The sequence below is a fragment of the Priestia sp. KCTC 13724 genome, assembly GCF_056820425.1.
On sequence record NZ_JBXDLD010000167.1, the window covers coordinates 39,148 to 58,432 of the forward strand.

A 19,285-nucleotide genomic window follows, 5' to 3' on the forward strand; every position below is an offset into this window, starting at 1 on the left:
AGGTGTTATAAGCGAATCAGAACGTTCACTAATTTATCACACACCTCGGTAGGAAATTAAGCCTTACAGGCACCTACTGTCTACGGTACAAATGTTATTTTTTTAACAACATTATCTATTGTAATCAGTTGGACTCAGAAAGTCAACACCAATTTATTTCCAATAATTAGTTAGCTGCGCTGAAAGTTGCGATATCAACTTTGATACCAGGGCCCATAGTTGAAGATACAGCTAAGTTCTTCATGTATGTTCCTTTTGCAGCTGCAGGCTTAGCTTTTTGCATAGTTTCGAAGATTGTAGTGAAGTTTTCAATCAACTTGCTATCTTCGAATGATACCTTACCGATTGGTACGTGGATGTTACCAGCTTTATCAACGCGGTATTCTACTTTACCAGCTTTGATTTCATTAACAGCTTTCTCAACATCGAATGTTACAGTACCAGTTTTAGGGTTTGGCATTAAACCTTTTGGTCCTAATACACGACCAAGTTTACCAACTTCACCCATCATGTCTGGTGTAGCAACGATTACGTCAAATTCAAACCAACCTTGTTGGATTTTGTTGATGTAATCAGAATCGCCAACGTAGTCAGCTCCAGCAGCTTCTGCTTCTTTCGCTTTCTCACCTTTAGCAAATACTAATACACGTTGAGTTTTACCAGTACCATTTGGAAGTACTACTGCACCACGAATTTGTTGGTCAGCTTTCTTAGGGTCAACGCCTAAACGGAATGCTACTTCAACAGTTGCATCAAATTTAGTTGTGTTTGTTTTCTTTACTAATTCAATTGCTTCTTGAACTGAGTAAGCTTGTGTACGATCTACAAGCTTCGCAGCTTCAACGTACTTTTTACCTTTTTTAGCCATTTTGTTTTCCTCCTTATGTGGTATTAACGGAATAACCTCCCACTAATAAAGGTTGCGAAACGGAAGCTATCCCTATCTCGCAACCTTCTAACACCTAATCATTTGGGATTAGTCTTCAACTACGATTCCCATGCTACGTGCTGTACCTTCTACCATACGCATTGCAGACTCAACGTTAGCAGCGTTTAGGTCAGGCATTTTTGTTTCAGCAATCTCACGTACTTTGTCACGCTTGACTGTTGCAACTTTATTACGGTTTGGTTCACCAGAACCTGACTCAATACCAGCCGCTTTCTTAAGTAATACAGCAGCAGGTGGAGTTTTCGTAATAAATGTAAATGAACGGTCTTCAAATACCGTAATTTCAACAGGAATGATTAAACCAGCTTGATCAGCTGTGCGAGCGTTAAATTCTTTACAGAATCCCATGATGTTAACACCGGCTTGACCTAATGCAGGACCAACTGGTGGTGCTGGGTTTGCTTTACCAGCAGGAATTTGTAATTTTACAAGTTTAATTACTTTTTTAGCCACGAGACACACCTCCTTAAGTCCGTGATGTGGTAATAGGGCGATGCCCTCCCACTCCAAGTTCTTTATATATAAAATAAAGAACTAGTTGTTTTAGTCTCAAGATTGAGACATACTGACTTATGAAATATTAACATTAAAACAGATGAAATGCAAGGTTTTAAAAGTTATATTTTTTCAATTTGTGTAAACTCTAACTCAACCGGTGTTTGACGTCCGAACATATCAACATGAACTTTAATTTTGCGCTTGTCCGTATCAATTTCTTCGATTGTGCCTTCAAAGTTCGCAAACGGACCTTCTTTAACTAGAACCGTTTCTTTTAACTCAAAGTCAAATTCAGCATGACTTTCATCCATACCCATTTGCTTTAAAATCATTTCTACTTCTTCTGGTAATAGAGGTGTCGGTTTAGAACCTGAACCGGCTGACCCAACGAAACCTGTTACACCAGGAGTGTTACGTACCACGTACCATGAATCATCTGTCATAATAATCTCTACTAACACATAACCTGGAAATACTTTCTTCTTTGTTATCTTTTCTTTATTGTTTTTAATTTCTCTTTCTTCTTCTTCAGGTACCACCACGCGGAAGATTTTATCTTGCATGCCCATTGTTTCTACACGCTTTTCTAAATTCGTCTTTACTTTATTCTCATACCCTGAATAAGTATGAACAACATACCAATTTTTCTCCATTTTTGAGGACGTAATGTCCTTCCCTCCCAGCTTCCTATAAAGTGTTCAAGTATCTATTGCACAGAAGATGAACTAGAACCTTCACCTGTTCTAGTTCATATCATTCTCAAAACAAATTAAAAAACCCGTACCCGGGCTTTTTAAGAAGAAATCATCATTTAGTTTCATTATACCATGATTATCATTAAATTATTCAAGGGATTAAACGAATCAATGATGAGATTCCATAATCGACAACTGCGAAAAAGACGGTCATGAAAATAACTGTAGAAACAACTGTAATTGTATAGCGAACTAGTTCATTTCGTTTAGGCCAGCTGACCTTCTTCATTTCACGACCAACGTCACGCAAAAATTTCCCTACACGGTTCATGTTTGTAACCTCCATTAAAATAAAAGGGGTATTAATCTGTGCAGCTTTTTAATCTATTTTGTTTCACGATGCTGGACATGTGAGTTGCAAGATTTGCAAAACTTCTTCATCTCTAAACGAATGTTGCTTTGCTCTGTACTTTTCATCGTTGTATAGTTGCGACTACCACATTCTACACATGCCATTACAACTTTTTTACGCATTTTGTTAGCCACCTATATAAGTGATAATGTCTATAAGAAAGTATCACACACTTTCTTCCTGTGTCAATACAGGCTACGTGGTAATTTCACGGATTTCTAAGTAGCGCTCTAGCTTACGTTTAACTCGCTGCAACGCATTATCGATTGATTTTACATGGCGGTTTAGATCTTCTGAGATTTCTTGGTAAGAGCGACCGTCTAAATACAATACGAGTACTTTTCTTTCTAAATCACTCAAAAGCTCTGCCATCTTTAATTCAATATCATCGAACTTTTCTCTATTAATCAAGAGTTCTTCTGGGTTCATGACCTTGGTTCCCGAAATAACATCTAGCAATGTTCGATCAGATTCCTCATCGTAAATAGGCTTGTCCAACGACACATAAGAATTTAGCGGAATATGCTTTTGTCTTGTAGCCGTTTTAATCGCTGTGATGATTTGCCTGGTAATACATAGTTCAGCAAACGCTTTAAATGAAGTAAGTTTATCTTCTCTAAAGTCACGAATAGCTTTATATAACCCTATCATGCCTTCTTGAATAATATCTTCTCTATCTGCCCCTATTAAAAAGTACGACCGTGCTTTAGCTCGAACAAAATTCTTGTACTTGTGAATCAAATACTCTAATGCATCAATGTCACCTTTATGCACAAGCTCGACAACTTCTTCATCTTCTTGTTGTTCGAAATGAGCACGAAGTTTTCTTCCATAGTTATCGCCCATATCGATCCCCCTGACCGCACAGTAGATAGAAATATTATACAGTAGCTAATTCTCCACCGTCAACAGCCTCACTTCTCGCCGCGTCTCCATTTTTCGAAAATTTCAGCAACTCCGTCAGGCAATTTAATCCTTGCCGCTGGCTTTTGCGTTTGAATGGACTTTACTTCAATTTTGATAAATCTTTCAATCTCTTGAATTTCATTATACAATTCCCGGGCGGATTTCCGTAATGCTCCTTGACCAAATATCGCCCATTGTTCAGTAAAATCTGATGTCGCAACATGGACCTGTGTCGCTACGTTATTTAAATCTTGAGCCAATTTTTCAATATACTCATCAGCTGTTTCATTTTCACGTGTAAAAACGACTTCAATTTTATAGTTATGAGCTTTCTTTTCAATTCCTTGAACCATATGTGCGTCAAATACCACAATGACGCGGTAGCCTGTATAAGCTTGGTACTCAGCAAGCTTTTCAATAAGCAAATCTCGGGCTCCCGCTAAATCATGGTCACGTAGATTTCGTAAGTTAGGCCATGCACCAATCATGTTATAACCATCTACTAATAAAATATCCATTTTATCTTCCTAATGGGTGACGTTTACGATACACTTCATACATCAATAAACTTGCTGCTACTGATGCATTTAAGGATGTTACGTGACCAACCATCGGAAGCCTTACTAAAAAGTCACACTTTTCTCGAACAAGGCGACTCATTCCTTTACCTTCACTTCCAATAACTAAAGCTAGTGGCATTGTACCATCTAAGTTTCGATAGTCATCGCTTTCTTTTGCATCTGTACCAGCTACCCATACTCCCCTTTCCTTTAATTCATCAATAGTGCGAGCTAAGTTCGTTACGCGAGCAACTGGAATATGTTCAATAGCTCCAGTTGATGATTTAGCTACAGTTGATGTCAACCCCACAGATCTGCGCTTTGGAATAATAATCCCGTGAGCACCAACTGCATCTGCTGTTCTCATAATTGAACCTAGGTTGTGCGGGTCTTCTAACTCATCTAGTACTAAAAAGAAAGGATTTTCATTTTTTTGTGCTGCTTTTTCAAACAGTTCATCAATTTCAGCATATGAATACGCCGCAACTAGAGCTAATACACCTTGATGCGTGCCTTGAACCATTTGTTCAATTTTCTTTTTAGGCACATACTGGACTAATACGCCGTTTCGTTTAGCAAATTTCACAATTTCTCCCATGGATCCCCCCTGAGAGCCCTCTGCAATCCATAACTTGTTAATTTCTCTTTCTGATTTTAATGCTTCTAATACGGCATTTCGTCCGATAATATAATCCTGCTGCTGCATATTAATTTCCTCCCTCTCCTTCAAAAATGAAAGAGATTGCTTTTGTAATAATTTCCTGAGCACGCTCATGGTTACCCAATAAGTAATGATAGCCAACTAACGCTTCAAACGCTGTGCTATAGCGGTACGTTTGTACATCCGTGTTTTTAGGAACTGTGCCTGATTTTGCATTACGTCCTCTTCTTAGCACCGCTAGCTCTTCATCATCTAAGAACTCAATTTCTTTAAAATGATAGACAATCTGAGCTTGAGCTTTAGCTGAAACATATTTTTTCGCTTTGTTATGAAGCTGGTTAGGGCGTACTGTCCCTAACCCAAGCAAATGTTTCCTTACATGCAAGTCGAACACTGCATCACCCATATAAGCTAATGCTAGGCTATTCAACTGCTTCACATCTAACTTTTTTTCAGTCATTAAACAATCATCCTCTTTTCCAACGCGTTCCTTGAGCCGTGTCCTCTAAAATAATATTTTTAGCTTTTAATTCATCGCGAATCTGATCAGCTAATTTAAAGTCACGGTTTTTACGAGCATCAATTCGCTGTTGAATGAGATTTTCAATTTCCTCATCTACTAATTCTTGAGCGTCAAATGTTAAGCCTAAAGCTCCACCTAATTGGTTAAATTCATTAATGAATGCTTCAATTACTTCTTTTGATGTTGTCTTTTCGAGTAGATATACATTTGCTTGCTTAGCCAGTTCGAATAGCACTGAAATAGCATTTGCTGTATTAAAGTCATCATCCATCTCTTTAATAAAACTGTTATGAAGCTCATCAATGTTAGTTAGCCATTCTGAATTACCGTCGTTTAAGTCTGTCGCTGCCTCTAAACGGTGCTTTAAGTTCACATAAGCTGTTTGTAAACGCTCATAGCCTTTTCGAGTATTTTCAAGGATTTCTTCGTTATAATTAATTGGGTGGCGGTAATGTACTGATAGAATAAAGAATCTTAATAGTGATGGGTCGTGCTTTTGAATGATGTCGTGTACAAGTACAAAGTTTCCTAATGACTTCGACATTTTTTCGTTATCAATATTAATATAACCATTATGCAACCAATATTTCGCAAATGTCTTACCCGTCAATGCTTCAGACTGTGCAATTTCGTTTTCATGATGAGGAAACGATAAGTCCTGACCGCCGGCATGAATGTCGATTGTATCTCCTAAGTATTTACGAGCCATCGCTGAGCACTCGATATGCCAACCTGGTCTTCCTTGCCCCCATGGACTATCCCATGCAATTTCACCATCTTTTGCCGCTTTCCATAACGTAAAGTCTAACGGATCTTCTTTCTTTTCTCCAACTTCAATACGAGCACCTGATTGCAGCTCATCAATTGATTGATGTGAAAGCTTTCCGTAACCTTCGAACTTTCTTGTGCGGTAATAAACGTCTCCATCTGACTCATATGCATAGCCTTTTTTAACTAGCTCATCAATAAAATCAATAATAATATCCATATTCTCTGTTACGCGAGGATGTATAGTCGCATGTTTGCAGCCAAGTGCTGTCGTATCCTCAAAATAAGCGTTAATAAATCGTTCTGCAATCGTTGGTACATCTTCACCCAGCTCTTTAGCTGCTCGAATTAGCTTGTCATCAACATCTGTGAAGTTTGACACATATTGTACTTCATACCCTCTAAACTCTAGATAGCGACGCACTGTATCGAATACAATGGCGGGTCTTGCATTTCCAATATGAATATAGTTATAAACAGTTGGACCACAGACATACATTTTAACCTTATTTTCCTCTAAAGGTGTAAACACTTCTTTTTGACGAGTTAATGTGTTATATAGCTTAATTGTCATGATAAATCTTCCCTTCTTTGAGCTGCTTGATTTCTTGTTGTAGTTCGCTTAATTGATGTTCAAGCTGCTTGAATCGCTCTGCATCTGGATCTGGTAAATCCTGATGATTTAAATCTTTAATACGAACTCCATTTTGAATGACGACTCGACCTGGTATTCCCACAACTGTTGAATTCTCAGGAACATCATTCAAGACAACCGACCCGGCACCAATTTTTGAGTTTTCGTTAATGGTAATGGACCCTAAAACTTTAGCACCCGTTGCAATAAGAACGTGGTCTTTAATCGTTGGATGACGTTTTCCTTTTTCTTTTCCCGTACCGCCTAAAGTTACTCCCTGATAAACCGTGACATTGTCTCCTATTTCGCAAGTCTCTCCAATTACGATTCCCATTCCGTGGTCAATAAAAAAGCGTCGTCCTATTTTTGCCCCCGGATGAATTTCAATTCCTGTAAAGAAGCGACTAACCTGTGAAATTACACGTGCTAAAAAGAACCATTTGCGTTTAAACAACGCGTGAGCTAAACGATGTGACCAAATAGCATGGAGCCCAGAATACGTTAAAATAACTTCGATGTAGCTCCTAGCAGCAGGATCTTGTTCAAATATCACCTCAATATCCTCTTTTAACATCTTTATCACCTTTTTCACCCCCCATTTTTTATAAAAAAAAACGTCTCTGTGTCAACTGACACAGAGACGTTTCTTATACGCGGTTCCACTCTGCTTGAGTGCAGATACGCACTCCAACTCATCTCGTGTAACGGCGATACCCGCTCCTGCTTACTAACCTCAGTTTTCAACAGAAGTCTCTAAGGTGCATTTCAATAGGTATACGCATAGATTACTTTCAGCCGATGGTAATCCTCTCTAAAAAAGCGATAGCCTATTTACTTCTCCTTATCAACGATTTCAATATATATTAACTATATGGGTTTTAAACCAATTTGTTAACCAGAAACTTTTGCTAGACGAGCTAAAACTGTTGCTTTACCAAGTAGCGAAATAGCTTTTGGTAATTCTGGTCCATGTGTTTCACCCGTTGTAGCTACACGAATTGGCATAAATAGCTTCTTACCTTTATGACCTGTTGCTTTTTGAACAGCTTTTGTTGCTGCTTTAATCTCTTCGGGACTAAAAGTCTCCATTGCTTCAATTTCCGTTGCAAAAGCTTGCAATACCTCTGGCACCTGCTCTTCTGCAAGTACAGCTTTCGCTTCTTCATTATACTCAATTTCTGTTTTGAAGAACATTTCTGTTAGCTCCACGATTTCTGCACCGTAGCTCATTTGTTCTTGATAAAGGGCAATTAGTTCTTTTACCCACTTCGTTTGTTCTTCCGTCATTTGTTCTTCTACACGCCCAGCTTTTACGAGATGAGGAAGAGATAGATCTACAACTTCATCTAAATCAAGCTGCTTCATGTATTGATTGTTCATCCAACGAAGTTTATTCGTGTCAAATAATGCTGGTGATTTAGATAAACGAGCAGGATCAAAGATTTCAATAAATTGCTCTTTTGAGAAGATTTCTTCTTCCCCTACAGGTGACCATCCAAGCATTGCAATAAAATTGAACAGAGCTTCAGGTAAATAACCTAATTCTTTATACTGCTCGATAAATTGGATAATGGACTCGTCACGCTTACTTAGTTTGCGACGACTTTCATTTACAATTAATGTCATATGTCCAAATACAGGCGGCTCCCAACCTAACGCATTATAAATCATAATTTGCTTTGGTGTATTTGAAATATGATCATCTCCACGTAAAACGTGCGTCATTTCCATTAGATGATCATCAATAGCTACAGCATAGTTATAAGTAGGCGTGCCATCTTTTTTCACGATAACATAGTCACCGATACCGTCGGATTCAAATGCTACTTCGCCTTTAACAATATCGTTGAACTTCACTACCGTACCCGTTGGAACTCGGAAGCGGATGCTTGGCTTGCGACCTTCTGCTGCTAATTCTTTTTGCTGCTCTTCTGTTAAGTTACGGCATTTGCCTGAGTAGCGTGGCATTTGACCATTTTCAGTCTGTTCTTCACGTTCTTTTTCTAATTCTTCTTCTGTACAGTAGCAATAGTAAGCTGCACCTTTTTCTAATAGTTCGTCCGTATATTTTTGGTAAATTTCTGTACGTTCGGATTGACGATACGGGCCGTATTCTCCACCGATATCAATACTTTCATCCCAATCAATGCCTAACCACTTTAGATAGCGAAGCTGGCTTTCTTCTCCACCTTCAATGTTACGCTTTTGATCTGTATCTTCAATACGAATAATGAACTTACCGTTTTGATTGCGAGCAAATAAATAATTAAATAAAGCTGTTCGTGCGTTTCCGATATGAAGGTGCCCAGTTGGACTCGGTGCATAGCGAACGCGTACTTCTTTTGACATAAGTAGGATAACCTCCAGTTTATTTTACGTAAGTATGTAATTTATTATTTTTCGACATTATTAATTTTATCACCAAATGTAATTCTGTTAAAGACTCTGGGTTATTTTTGATATACTAACACCGCGGCTTGTGAAGCAATTCCTTCTTCACGACCAGTAAAGCCTAATTTTTCTGTCGTCGTTGCTTTAACATTAATCTGTGACACTTCAGCTTCTAATAGTTCGGCAATACGCTCTCGAATTGGCTGGATGTACGGTGCCATCTTAGGTTTCTGTGCAATAATTGTACAATCTACATTGCTGAGCGCATAACCTTCTGCTTTCACTAGCTTCCACACATGTTGTAAAAGCTTAGCTGAATCTGCATCTTTAAACTCTGGATCCGTGTCTGGAAAATGCTTTCCAATATCCCCTTGAGCTATTGCTCCTAACAGTGCATCGGCAATCGTATGCAGAAGTACATCAGCATCAGAATGTCCCAGTAATCCTCTCTCATATGGGATTTCAATCCCTCCAATGATTAATGGACGTCCCGTTGCAAATTGATGAACGTCAAATCCTTGTCCAACACGTATATTCATTTCCTTCACCTCTTAGTTGTTTTGTTCCAACTTTGTTAAAATAGCTTCTGCATAAATTAAGTCTTCTGGTGTTGTTAATTTTATATTATCGTAGTCTCCTTGTACAATTGCTACTTCCTGACCTAGCTGTTCCACTAAGCTTGCATCATCTGTTCCTAGATAACCGTTTTCTTTTGCTACGTTATGAGCTCTTTGAATGGTAGACGAAAGAAAAGCTTGTGGGGTTTGAATAGACCACAAGCTAGAGCGTTCAATCGTTTCCACTACGATGTTGTTTTCTACTTTCTTAATCGTCTCTTTAACAGGAACGCCTAAAGTTGCCGCTTCTTTAACTGCCGCTTCTTCTACAAGTTTGTGGATATGGTGACGCTTCACAAATGGTCTAGCACCATCATGTATAAGAACCACATTAGACAGCTTAATGGCTTTCAACCCATTATACACGCTATGTTGGCGCTCTTGACCACCCGACACCACTGCCGTAACTTTACGCATCGGATATTGCTCTAAAAGTGATGTAATATCCTCTAGTTCTTGGTCATTAATAACTAAAATAATGCTATTACATGTATGATCAGTTTCAAATATATTTAGCGTATGAACAAGAAGAGGTACATTTCGAATTAATAGAAATTGCTTATTTCGCCCTGCTTTCATTCGCTTACCTTGTCCTGCTGCTAAAACAATTACATCGTATTGCATGTTCCTTCTCCCTTATAGCTGAAAATTAGAGGGCTTTTTCTAAGAGCTTAGGCTTAGCAAAAATCATTCGACCAGCTGATGTTTGAAGTACGCTTGTCACAAGTACATCGATTTGCTTACCGATATAGTTTCGGCCTTCTTCTACAACAATCATTGTACCATCGTCTAAGTAGGCAATACCTTGATTGTGTTCCTTACCGTCTTTAATGACAAGTACATTCATTTCTTCTCCTGGTAAAACAATTGGTTTGACTGCGTTTGCTAAGTCATTAATATTTAAAACCCCTACATTTTGCAGTTCGCATACTTTATTTAAATTAAAATCATTTGTCACGACGAGACCCGAAGTAACTTTTGCCAACTTTACAAGTTTACTATCTACTTCTTGAATATCTTCAAAATCACCTTCGTAAATCTCTACCTTCATAGACAATTCCTTTTGAATTCGATTTAAGATATCAAGACCTCGACGACCTCTATTGCGCTTTAAAACATCTGATGAGTCTGCGATATGCTGAAGCTCTTCTAACACAAATCGAGGAATGACAATGGTTCCATCTAAAAAACCAGTTTGACATATATCTGCAATACGTCCATCGATAATAACGCTTGTATCTAAAATTTTTAAAGACTGCAAGGATTGATTATTCTCTTGCTCTTCTTCCGAACCTTTTTTCTTACCAATACGAGTAGGTATCGAAAAAACATTGACCAACTCATCTCTCTTTTTAAACCCTACTTGAAAGCCTAAGTAACCTAATAAAACACTTAAAAAGATTGGTAAAACTGTACTAACTACCTGCAGCTGAATTTTCCCAAGGAACGTACCAACTAAATAGGCAACAATTAACCCTAATATTAAGCCTAAACTCCCAAATAAAACATCTGTTACCGGTGCCTTTACAAGAGACTCTTCGATGCGGCGAATAAAGCCTACAACATAATCTACTAACCAGAATGTTATGACAAAAAAGAGAATTGCACCTAAAGGGGCGTGAATGTATGACTTGTCTAATAATGCAATATCTTTTAGACTTAATAATTCAATAAGTTCTGGGATAAGAAAGATTCCTAATGTACCACCTGTTATGATAAAAAACAATTGAACAAAACGTTTTAACACGCCATCACCTCCTTTTATCATTATAAACAGTTTACAATGATTGAAACCTTTTATTTAATTGAAAACATAATTTGTAAACAAAATGTCCCTCTATTAGTATTTTCACAATATCCTAATCAAGATTAAAAAGTCAATTAATATCCTAGAGCTGACGGTTTAGCAAGTGTTGTTCCTTCAGTCGCTTTAGTCCTTGTTGAATTTTACGAGCACGTATTTCACCGATACCCTCTACTTCATCAAGCTCCTGAACAGTTGCATCTGTAATAGCCTTGAGGTCGCCTAATTCTTCAATTAAGTTCTCGATAATAATAGACGGTAGTCGCGGAATTTTATGAAGCATTCGATATCCTCTCGGAACAACTCCCTCTTCAAAGCTCGTATAAATTGGATAACCCATTAGCCGTAAGAGAGTTTGGTCATCTAGCAATACATTATTAGATGGCTGTTGCATCTTTTCAATTACTTTTGTTGGCTCTACGCTTGTATCATACATATAATCTTTCATTAACAAAATTGCTTCTTCTTCTAAGTGAGACAACAATTCATTCATCTGCAGACGAATTAATCTCCCTTCTGTTCCTAACTCACTAATATAACTTAAAATTTCGTTTTTAATTCGCAATACCATCTCAATGCGATGCAAAGATTGTAACACGTCTGTATGAGTTACTTGTTCTTCAAACTCTAAAGCACTTAGGCTATTGATGGAATCATCTAAAACTGCTTTATATTTCTCCAACGTGCCAAGCGCTTGGTTCGCTTTTGCTAAAATAACGCTAATGTCTTTTAATACATATTGAGAAGAGCCTTTATACAGCGTAATAACATTTCGACGCTGTGAAATAGCAATAACCAGTACTCCTGATTGCTTGGCAACCCGCTCTGCTGTACGATGTCGCATACCGGTTTGCGAAGAAGGAGTAGATGGATCCGGCATTAATTGAGCATTTGCAAATAAAATTTTACTACCACTGTCATTTAAGATAAGCGCTCCATCCATTTTAGCCAACTCATATAAGTGAGCTGGTGTAAATGCACAATTAATTGAAAACCCTCCATCTACCATCTTTTTCACTTGATCATTGTACCCGATTACAATTAACCCGCCGGTCTTAGCTCTTAATACATTTTCAATACCATCGCGAAAAGGGGTTCCAGGAGCCACAAATTCTAGAATATCAGAGATTTGCTTTTGCTCTGTTATCTTTTCATCATTCATTCTTTTTAACCTCCTAACGTGTACTGTAACGCTTCTGACACAGTGGACACCCCTACTACGTCAATGCCTTCTGGTATTTTCCAACCACCTAAGTTTTTTTCAGGAACAATGATTCGCTTAAATCCTAATTTCACAGCTTCTTGCACTCGTTGTTCAATGCGAGACACTCTTCGGACCTCACCTGTTAATCCAACTTCTCCTACTACTACGTCTGTAGGGTTTGAAGGTGCATCTTTAAAACTCGATGCAATGCTAACCGCAACCGCCAAATCAATAGCTGGCTCATCTAACTTTACCCCACCTGCTACTTTTAAGTACGCATCTTGATTTTGCAACAGTAATCCTACTCGCTTTTCTAACACTGCCATAATAAGCGAGACACGGTTATGATCAAGTCCTGTAGACATTCTTCTAGGATTTCCAAAGCTTGTTGGGCTAATAAGTGCTTGTAACTCTACCAATACGGGACGAGTACCCTCCATCGAAGCCACAACGACAGAACCAGCTGCACCTTGAGATCGTTCTTCTAAAAAGATTTCAGATGGGTTGAGCACTTCCTCTAGACCACTTTCCTTCATTTCAAAAATACCCATTTCGTTTGTTGAACCAAAGCGGTTTTTTACTGCTCTTAAAATCCGGTACGTATGGTGGCGTTCTCCTTCAAAATACAAAACACTGTCTACCATATGTTCAAGTAACCTTGGACCTGCAATAGACCCTTCTTTGGTAACATGACCTACAATAAAAATAGCTATGCCGTTTGTTTTTGCAATTCGCATTAACTCTGCTGTACACTCGCGTACTTGAGAAACACTTCCGGGCGCTGATGTAACGTCACCGTGATAAATTGTTTGAATTGAATCAATGATAACAAGTTCTGGATTCATACTTGAGATAGCTTCTGTGATTGACTCTAAGTTTGTTTCTGCATGCACATACAAATCTTCCGCTTTAATACCTAAGCGATCTGCTCTTAGCTTTGTTTGCTTTGTTGATTCCTCACCAGATATATAAAGCACCTTATGCTTGTTCATAGCTAACTGAGCTGAAGTTTGTAGCAACAAAGTTGATTTACCAATACCAGGATCTCCCCCAATTAAGACTAGTGATCCTCTAACAATCCCTCCACCTAAAACACGGTTTAGCTCGGGTGACTTTGTATATATCCTTGGTTCAGTCGTTGATTCAATATTCGTAATGGATTGAGGCTTTTGCACCTTTGTAGACGTTGCGCCAGAAAAAGCTCCTCCTCGCCTTGAAGACTTTGTCTCTTCAATTTCTTCCACCATTGAATTCCAACTGCCACAGCCAGGACACTTTCCCATCCATTTAGCCGATTCATACCCACAATGTTGACATGAAAACTTTGTTTTTCTTTTACTCATTATTTAGTATAATCTCCTCGTTCTTTATAAAAGTCCTTGATGCTATTGTACACTATCTTTACATTGTAAATAAAAAATGGAGGCATACGTATTTTGTCGTATGCCCCACATGTTCTTAATTCTTTAGCTAATACTGCTCGGTGAAGATGACTTGACTGTAAAGTTTTCACCTTCTACATCTAACGTTACCTTTTGACCTTTTTGAATGACGCCTCTTAATAACTCCTCAGATAAACGATCTTCAACATGCTTTTGGATTGCTCGACGTAGAGGACGCGCCCCATACTCTGGGTCAAACCCTTCTTCTGCAATCTTATCAATTGATGCCTTTGTTAATTCCAATTCAATTTCTTGTTCTTTTAAGCGTCTAGTTAATTGATCAGCCATTAGCTTTACAATTTCAGCTAGATGCGGTTTCTCTAACGAATGGAACACAATAATCTCATCAATACGGTTTAGGAACTCTGGACGGAAAGCACGCTTCATCTCACTCATAACTTTCCCTTTCATATCCTTATAATCCTGACCCTCTGCTTCAACCGTAAATCCAAGATGCTTGTTACGTTTTAACGTATCTGCACCAACATTTGAAGTCATGATTAGAATTGTGTTTCTGAAATCTACAGTGCGACCTTTTGAATCAGTTAAGCGTCCGTCTTCTAAAACTTGTAATAAAATGTTAAATACATCCGGATGCGCTTTTTCAATTTCATCTAGTAATACAACAGAGTATGGCTTTCTTCTAACTTTCTCCGTCAACTGACCACCCTCATCATATCCAACGTAGCCTGGAGGAGAACCTACTAAGCGAGAAGTCGAGTGTTTTTCCATATACTCTGACATATCAATACGAATCATCGCATCTTCGTCACCAAACATTGATTCAGCTAAAGCACGAGCAAGCTCTGTTTTACCTACACCAGTTGGTCCCAAGAAAATAAATGAGCCTATTGGACGTTTTGGATCTTTCAAGCCTGCTCTTGCGCGACGAACAGCTTTTGCCACTGCTTTTACAGCTTCTTCTTGGCCAATGACACGAGAGTGTAAAATCTCTTCCATGTTTAGTAAACGCTCTGATTCTTCCTGAGCCAATTTCGAAACCGGCACTCCAGTCCAGCTAGATACAACCATCGCGATGTCTTCTACTGTAACAGCTGAATTCTCTTTACCTTGCTCTTGTTTCCAAGCTTTTTTAGTTTCTTCTAATTCTTCTCTTAAGCGTTGTTCTGTATCACGTAATGATGCAGCCTTTTCAAACTCCTGACTTTGGACAGAAGCATCTTTTTCATTTCGGATTGACTCTAGCTTCTGCTCTAACTCTTTCAAATTAGGCGGCGTCGTAAATGAACGTAAGCGAACTTTTGAACCAGCTTCATCAATTAAATCAATTGCTTTATCTGGTAAAAAGCGATCTGAGATATAACGGTCAGATAATTTTACTGCTTGTTCAATAGCTTCATCAGAAATTGATACGCGGTGATGAGCTTCATAACGATCTCTTAAGCCTTTTAAAATTTGGATAGATTCGTCTAGGGTTGGCTCATCAACTTGAATTGGCTGGAAACGACGCTCTAAAGCTGCATCTTTTTCAATATATTTTCGGTATTCATCTAAAGTAGTAGCACCAATACATTGTAATTCACCGCGTGCTAAGGATGGTTTTAGAATGTTTGAAGCATCAATTGCCCCTTCTGCACCACCAGCACCGATTAATGTATGCAGCTCATCAATAAATAGAATGATATTACCGGCTTGACGAATTTCATCCATTACTTTTTTCAAACGATCTTCAAATTCACCACGATATTTTGTTCCAGCAACTACGGTTCCCATATCTAGGGTCATAACGCGCTTATCTCGAAGAATCTCCGGCACTTCGTTGTTAACAATTTGCTGTGCTAATCCCTCTGCGATTGCTGTTTTACCTACACCTGGTTCACCGATAAGAACTGGGTTATTCTTTGTACGACGACTCAACACTTCAATAACACGCTGAATTTCCTTGCTACGCCCAATAACTGGATCTAGACTTCCTTCACGTGCTACCACTGTTAAATCCCGAGCTAAACTATCAAGGGTTGGTGTATTTGCATTCGAAGTTCCACCACCTTGATGACTAGAAGCAGCTTCGTTACTACCTAACAGGTGCAATACTTGTTGACGAGCTTTATTTAAGCTCACTCCTAAATTATTAAGTACACGAGCAGCTACGCCTTCACCTTCACGAATTAATCCAAGTAAAATATGCTCAGTTCCCACATACGAATGACCTAATTTTCTTGCTTCATCCATTGAAAGTTCAATTACTTTTTTAGCGCGAGGTGTATAATGAATTGTTTGAGTTAACTCTTGACCTCTTCCAATAAGAGCTTCGACTTCTTTTTGAATTTTTTCTGTGCTTAACCCTAATGCAGATAATGCTTTTGCAGCAATACCGTCACCTTCACGTACAATACCTAATAAAATATGTTCAGTTCCAATATTGTTATGTCCAAGTCGTAAAGCTTCTTCTTGTGCTAACGCTAATACTTTTTGTGCACGCTCTGTAAATCTTCCAAACATCATACGGCTGTCACCCTCCACGTTAATCTATATTTTTAATATTACTAAGGCGATCTCTAATTAAGGTAGCTCTTTTAATATCTCGTTCATGGGCATCTAACGCAGAGCCTGAATACTGTTGTAAAAAGCCTGGCTGCGTCATAATAATGAGTTCATTCAAAATATTTTTGGATATGTTTGTAATATAACCTAAGTCAATCCCTAATCGAACATCTGACAAGCACTGAGACGCTTCTTTAGATTCAATTATGCGACTATGAGCTAATACTCCATATGAGCGATGAACGCGATCTTCTAACTCCAAATGAGACGTTTTAAGTAATGCATCTCTGGCAGATCTTTCTTGAGCAATTAATTGTGTTACAACACTATTCAAGTCTGATACAATATCAGCTTCAGATTTTCCTAACGTAATTTGGTTAGAAACTTGAAAGATATTACCTAATGCTTCGCTACCCTCTCCGTAAATTCCTCTTACAACTAAACCTAATTGATTAATTGCAGGAATAATTCGATGAATTTGACGAGTCATAACCAATGCAGGTACATGCATCATAACCGAGGCACGAAGCCCTGTACCAACATTCGTTGGGCAACTCGTTAAATAGCCTCTTTGTTCATCAAAAGCGTAGTCCACGCGATTTTCAATCCAATTATCTACTTCATTAGCTCGTTCTAATGCTTCGGATAATTGAAGACCTGGAAATAAACATTGTATGCGTAAATGATCTTCTTCATTAACCATAATACTTAAATCTTCTTGCTTTGATAAATAACAAGCCCCTGAATTAGATTCAGATAATTGAGGACTGATTAAATGCTTCTCCACCAGTACTCGTTTCTCCAGTGGCTTTAACTCACTCATTTTTAGAGAAGATAATTCACACTCTTCCATTTTCCTTATTTCTTCAAACACTTGATCAAAATTGTTTACAATTTCATCAGCTTTTTCTTTTACTAACATTGTAGGAAAAAGAAAATTTGTTAAATTTCTAGCTAGACGAATTCTGCTGCTTAGTACAATATCAGAGTCCGGTGCTTCTTGTTTCATCCAAGAGCTTACGGGATTTGTGAAGAATAGTTCAGACATGCGGCTATATCTCCTTTCCCGTAGAGTTATTGATTTTTTTCTCTAATAAGCGAATTTCATCTCGAAGCTCTGCAGCTTTTTCGAATTCTTCTTTTTCAATATACTCCTTTAAATTCAATCTCAGAGCCTGTAATTCCTTTTTTAAATGAAGATTACTTCCAATTCTCTTTGGAATTTTACCATGATGTAAATAATTCCCCCCATGTAACCTCTTCAAAAACGGAACAAGTGGTTGTTCAAAGGTTTCATAGCAGTTTGAACAGCCAAACCGACCAACTTTAGAAAATTGATGATACGTCATTCCGCATGTAGGGCAACGTAGTGGTTCATTTTTAATTGTATTCGGACCTGTAGCAGAAGGTTCAAAATTTAATAGTCCTGCTAATAGACTATTAATTGAAAAGCCTTGCTGAGATGATATAGAAAATACATCCCCACTCTCTGCAGCGCATTGTTCGCAAAGGTGTGCTTCTGTCTTATTCCCATTCACTACATTCGTAAAATGAAGTGTTGCAGGTCGAATCTCACATTGCTGACAAATCATGCAACCATCTCTCCCTGTCTACATAAAATCAATTCAATTAGCGATACCTTAATGAATTCAACATAGCTTTTAGTAATTTCGCTCGAAGTTCATCACGATATGGTAGCTCAAGGTCAATAACAGATCGATGAATAACGCTAAGCATTATCTTAGCTTCTCGCTCCGTAATGACTTTTTCTCCAACTAACCTGAAAATGACGCTTTCAGCATATGACTGTGAAATTTGAGATTCGATAAGATCGATGACTTGTTGAAATAAATGAGAAGCATTATGAGTTCGGACTTTAGAAATTCTGATAAAGCCACCTCCACCTCTCTTACTTTCAACCACATAACCTCTTTCAATCGTAAAGCGCGTATTAATAACGTAATTGATTTGAGATGGAACACATTGAAACTTATCTGCAATTTCGCTACGTTTAATCTCAACAATTTCTCTGTCACTTAATTCGAGCACTTCTTTTAAATACTGTTCAATGATGTCAGAGATATTTGGCACGTTGCACCCTCCTTCTGACTTTGACTATATTTGACCTTATTAAATTAAATATAAAAGGAAATGAAAAAAATTTCAACTATGTAGTTTGATAAGTTTTGCCTTACTTTTATGATTTCCACTAAAATAAGGTTCAAAACGTCATTTATTGAAATTAATGAGAAATAAAAAAAGGACTAGCTATAAGCTAATCCTTTTAAATAATATGCCTGGCAACGTCCTACTCTCACAGGGACAAAGTCCCAACTACCATCGGCGCTAGAGAACTTAACTTCCGTGTTCGGCATGGGAACGGGTGTGACCTCTCTGCTATCGTCACCAGACATGATTTGAGATTATTCTCTCAAAACTAGATAACATTTTGCTGAGTACTAGGTTTACTGTCTAGCTATGGCTCCTAATTAGTCGCCTTCGCTTTTTCTAATTTGGTTAAGTCCTCGATCGATTAGTATCAGTCAGCTACACACGTCGCCGTGCTTCCACCTCTGACCTATCAACCTGATCATCTTTCAGGGATCTTACTAGCTTGCGCTATGGGAAATCTCATCTTGAGGGGGGTTTCATGCTTAGATGCTTTCAGCACTTATCCCGTCCACACATAGCTACCCAGCGATGCCTTTGGCAAGAC

21 protein-coding genes, 2 rRNA genes and 2 other annotated features (1 of these 25 cut by a window edge) are annotated in these 19,285 nt (G+C 38.2%); all 23 genes read right to left on the reverse strand.

Features of this window, described 5'->3' with window-relative positions; all coding sequences use genetic code 11:
• Window positions 1–104: a sequence feature (ribosomal protein L10 leader region), on the reverse strand; it reaches 38 nt to the left of the window's first position.
• Between the two features lie 62 nt (window positions 105–166).
• Window positions 167–868 (reverse strand): 50S ribosomal protein L1, encoded by a 702-nt coding sequence (rplA, locus tag AC1UFB_RS18635; RefSeq protein WP_025909715.1) that lies wholly within the window; start codon window positions 866–868, stop codon window positions 167–169.
• Window positions 869–976: 108 nt separating this feature from the next.
• Window positions 977–1,402 carry a 50S ribosomal protein L11 gene (gene rplK, locus AC1UFB_RS18640; RefSeq protein WP_025909714.1) on the reverse strand — a complete coding sequence of 142 codons (426 nt, stop codon included), beginning with the start codon at window positions 1,400–1,402 and terminating at the stop codon, window positions 977–979.
• A 164-nt stretch (window positions 1,403–1,566) separates the two neighbouring features.
• Window positions 1,567–2,100, reverse strand: a complete 534-nt coding sequence (gene nusG, locus AC1UFB_RS18645; protein ID WP_025909713.1) for a transcription termination/antitermination protein NusG — start codon at window positions 2,098–2,100, stop codon at window positions 1,567–1,569.
• 193 nt (window positions 2,101–2,293) lie between these two features.
• A complete protein-coding gene (gene secE / locus AC1UFB_RS18650; protein ID WP_025909712.1) occupies window positions 2,294–2,473 on the reverse strand; it encodes a preprotein translocase subunit SecE in 180 nt (59 codons plus the stop codon).
• Between the two features lie 53 nt (window positions 2,474–2,526).
• Window positions 2,527–2,676, reverse strand: a complete 150-nt coding sequence (gene rpmG, locus AC1UFB_RS18655) for a 50S ribosomal protein L33 (RefSeq protein ID WP_025909711.1) — start codon at window positions 2,674–2,676, stop codon at window positions 2,527–2,529.
• Window positions 2,677–2,749: 73 nt separating this feature from the next.
• Window positions 2,750–3,400 (reverse strand): RNA polymerase sporulation sigma factor SigH, encoded by a 651-nt coding sequence (gene sigH, locus AC1UFB_RS18660; protein WP_100346489.1) that lies wholly within the window; start codon window positions 3,398–3,400, stop codon window positions 2,750–2,752.
• A gap of 68 nt (window positions 3,401–3,468) precedes the next feature.
• Window positions 3,469–3,978 (reverse strand): NYN domain-containing protein, encoded by a 510-nt coding sequence (locus AC1UFB_RS18665; RefSeq protein ID WP_025909709.1) that lies wholly within the window; start codon window positions 3,976–3,978, stop codon window positions 3,469–3,471.
• Between the two features lies 1 nt (window position 3,979).
• Complete coding sequence (rlmB, locus tag AC1UFB_RS18670; RefSeq protein WP_100346490.1) at window positions 3,980–4,726, reverse strand: 23S rRNA (guanosine(2251)-2'-O)-methyltransferase RlmB; 747 nt, start codon at window positions 4,724–4,726, stop codon at window positions 3,980–3,982.
• Between the two features lies 1 nt (window position 4,727).
• The gene (locus AC1UFB_RS18675; protein ID WP_061784779.1) at window positions 4,728–5,141 is read right to left on the reverse strand and encodes a Mini-ribonuclease 3; all 414 of its coding nucleotides are present in this window, start codon (window positions 5,139–5,141) and stop codon (window positions 4,728–4,730) included.
• 7 nt (window positions 5,142–5,148) lie between these two features.
• Window positions 5,149–6,546 carry a cysteine--tRNA ligase gene (cysS, locus tag AC1UFB_RS18680; RefSeq protein ID WP_025909706.1) on the reverse strand — a complete coding sequence of 466 codons (1,398 nt, stop codon included), beginning with the start codon at window positions 6,544–6,546 and terminating at the stop codon, window positions 5,149–5,151.
• Window positions 6,536–7,189 carry a serine O-acetyltransferase gene (gene cysE, locus AC1UFB_RS18685; protein ID WP_025909705.1) on the reverse strand — a complete coding sequence of 218 codons (654 nt, stop codon included), beginning with the start codon at window positions 7,187–7,189 and terminating at the stop codon, window positions 6,536–6,538. The genes cysS and cysE overlap by 11 nt, the downstream gene beginning before the upstream one ends.
• 50 nt (window positions 7,190–7,239) lie before the next feature.
• Window positions 7,240–7,463, reverse strand: a binding site (T-box leader).
• A 34-nt stretch (window positions 7,464–7,497) separates the two neighbouring features.
• Window positions 7,498–8,955, reverse strand: a complete 1,458-nt coding sequence (gene gltX, locus AC1UFB_RS18690) for a glutamate--tRNA ligase (RefSeq protein ID WP_025909704.1) — start codon at window positions 8,953–8,955, stop codon at window positions 7,498–7,500.
• Window positions 8,956–9,056: 101 nt separating this feature from the next.
• A complete protein-coding gene (ispF, locus tag AC1UFB_RS18695; protein WP_025909703.1) occupies window positions 9,057–9,536 on the reverse strand; it encodes a 2-C-methyl-D-erythritol 2,4-cyclodiphosphate synthase in 480 nt (159 codons plus the stop codon).
• Between the two features lie 12 nt (window positions 9,537–9,548).
• Window positions 9,549–10,238 carry a 2-C-methyl-D-erythritol 4-phosphate cytidylyltransferase gene (ispD, locus tag AC1UFB_RS18700; protein ID WP_076513616.1) on the reverse strand — a complete coding sequence of 230 codons (690 nt, stop codon included), beginning with the start codon at window positions 10,236–10,238 and terminating at the stop codon, window positions 9,549–9,551.
• Between the two features lie 25 nt (window positions 10,239–10,263).
• Window positions 10,264–11,361, reverse strand: coding sequence for a PIN/TRAM domain-containing protein (locus tag AC1UFB_RS18705; RefSeq protein ID WP_482589710.1), 1,098 nt, complete (start codon window positions 11,359–11,361; stop codon window positions 10,264–10,266).
• A 142-nt stretch (window positions 11,362–11,503) separates the two neighbouring features.
• Complete coding sequence (gene disA / locus AC1UFB_RS18710) at window positions 11,504–12,580, reverse strand: DNA integrity scanning diadenylate cyclase DisA (protein ID WP_078988977.1); 1,077 nt, start codon at window positions 12,578–12,580, stop codon at window positions 11,504–11,506.
• Window positions 12,581–12,585: 5 nt separating this feature from the next.
• Entirely contained in the window at window positions 12,586–13,965 is a 1,380-nt protein-coding gene (gene radA / locus AC1UFB_RS18715; RefSeq protein ID WP_025909699.1) for a DNA repair protein RadA, read from the reverse strand.
• Between the two features lie 123 nt (window positions 13,966–14,088).
• Window positions 14,089–16,530 carry an ATP-dependent protease ATP-binding subunit ClpC gene (clpC, locus tag AC1UFB_RS18720; protein WP_482589712.1) on the reverse strand — a complete coding sequence of 814 codons (2,442 nt, stop codon included), beginning with the start codon at window positions 16,528–16,530 and terminating at the stop codon, window positions 14,089–14,091.
• A gap of 19 nt (window positions 16,531–16,549) precedes the next feature.
• Entirely contained in the window at window positions 16,550–17,617 is a 1,068-nt protein-coding gene (mcsB, locus tag AC1UFB_RS18725; RefSeq protein WP_025909697.1) for a protein-arginine kinase McsB, read from the reverse strand.
• Between the two features lie 4 nt (window positions 17,618–17,621).
• Window positions 17,622–18,161: a protein-arginine kinase activator protein McsA gene (gene mcsA, locus AC1UFB_RS18730; protein ID WP_025909696.1), complete on the reverse strand. Its 540-nt coding sequence runs from the start codon at window positions 18,159–18,161 to the stop codon at window positions 17,622–17,624.
• A 37-nt stretch (window positions 18,162–18,198) separates the two neighbouring features.
• Entirely contained in the window at window positions 18,199–18,660 is a 462-nt protein-coding gene (locus AC1UFB_RS18735) for a CtsR family transcriptional regulator (protein ID WP_025909695.1), read from the reverse strand.
• A gap of 204 nt (window positions 18,661–18,864) precedes the next feature.
• Window positions 18,865–18,980, reverse strand: a 5S ribosomal RNA gene (gene rrf / locus AC1UFB_RS18740).
• Window positions 18,981–19,082: 102 nt separating this feature from the next.
• Window positions 19,083–19,285 (reverse strand): 23S ribosomal RNA (locus AC1UFB_RS18745); the annotation flags it as partial.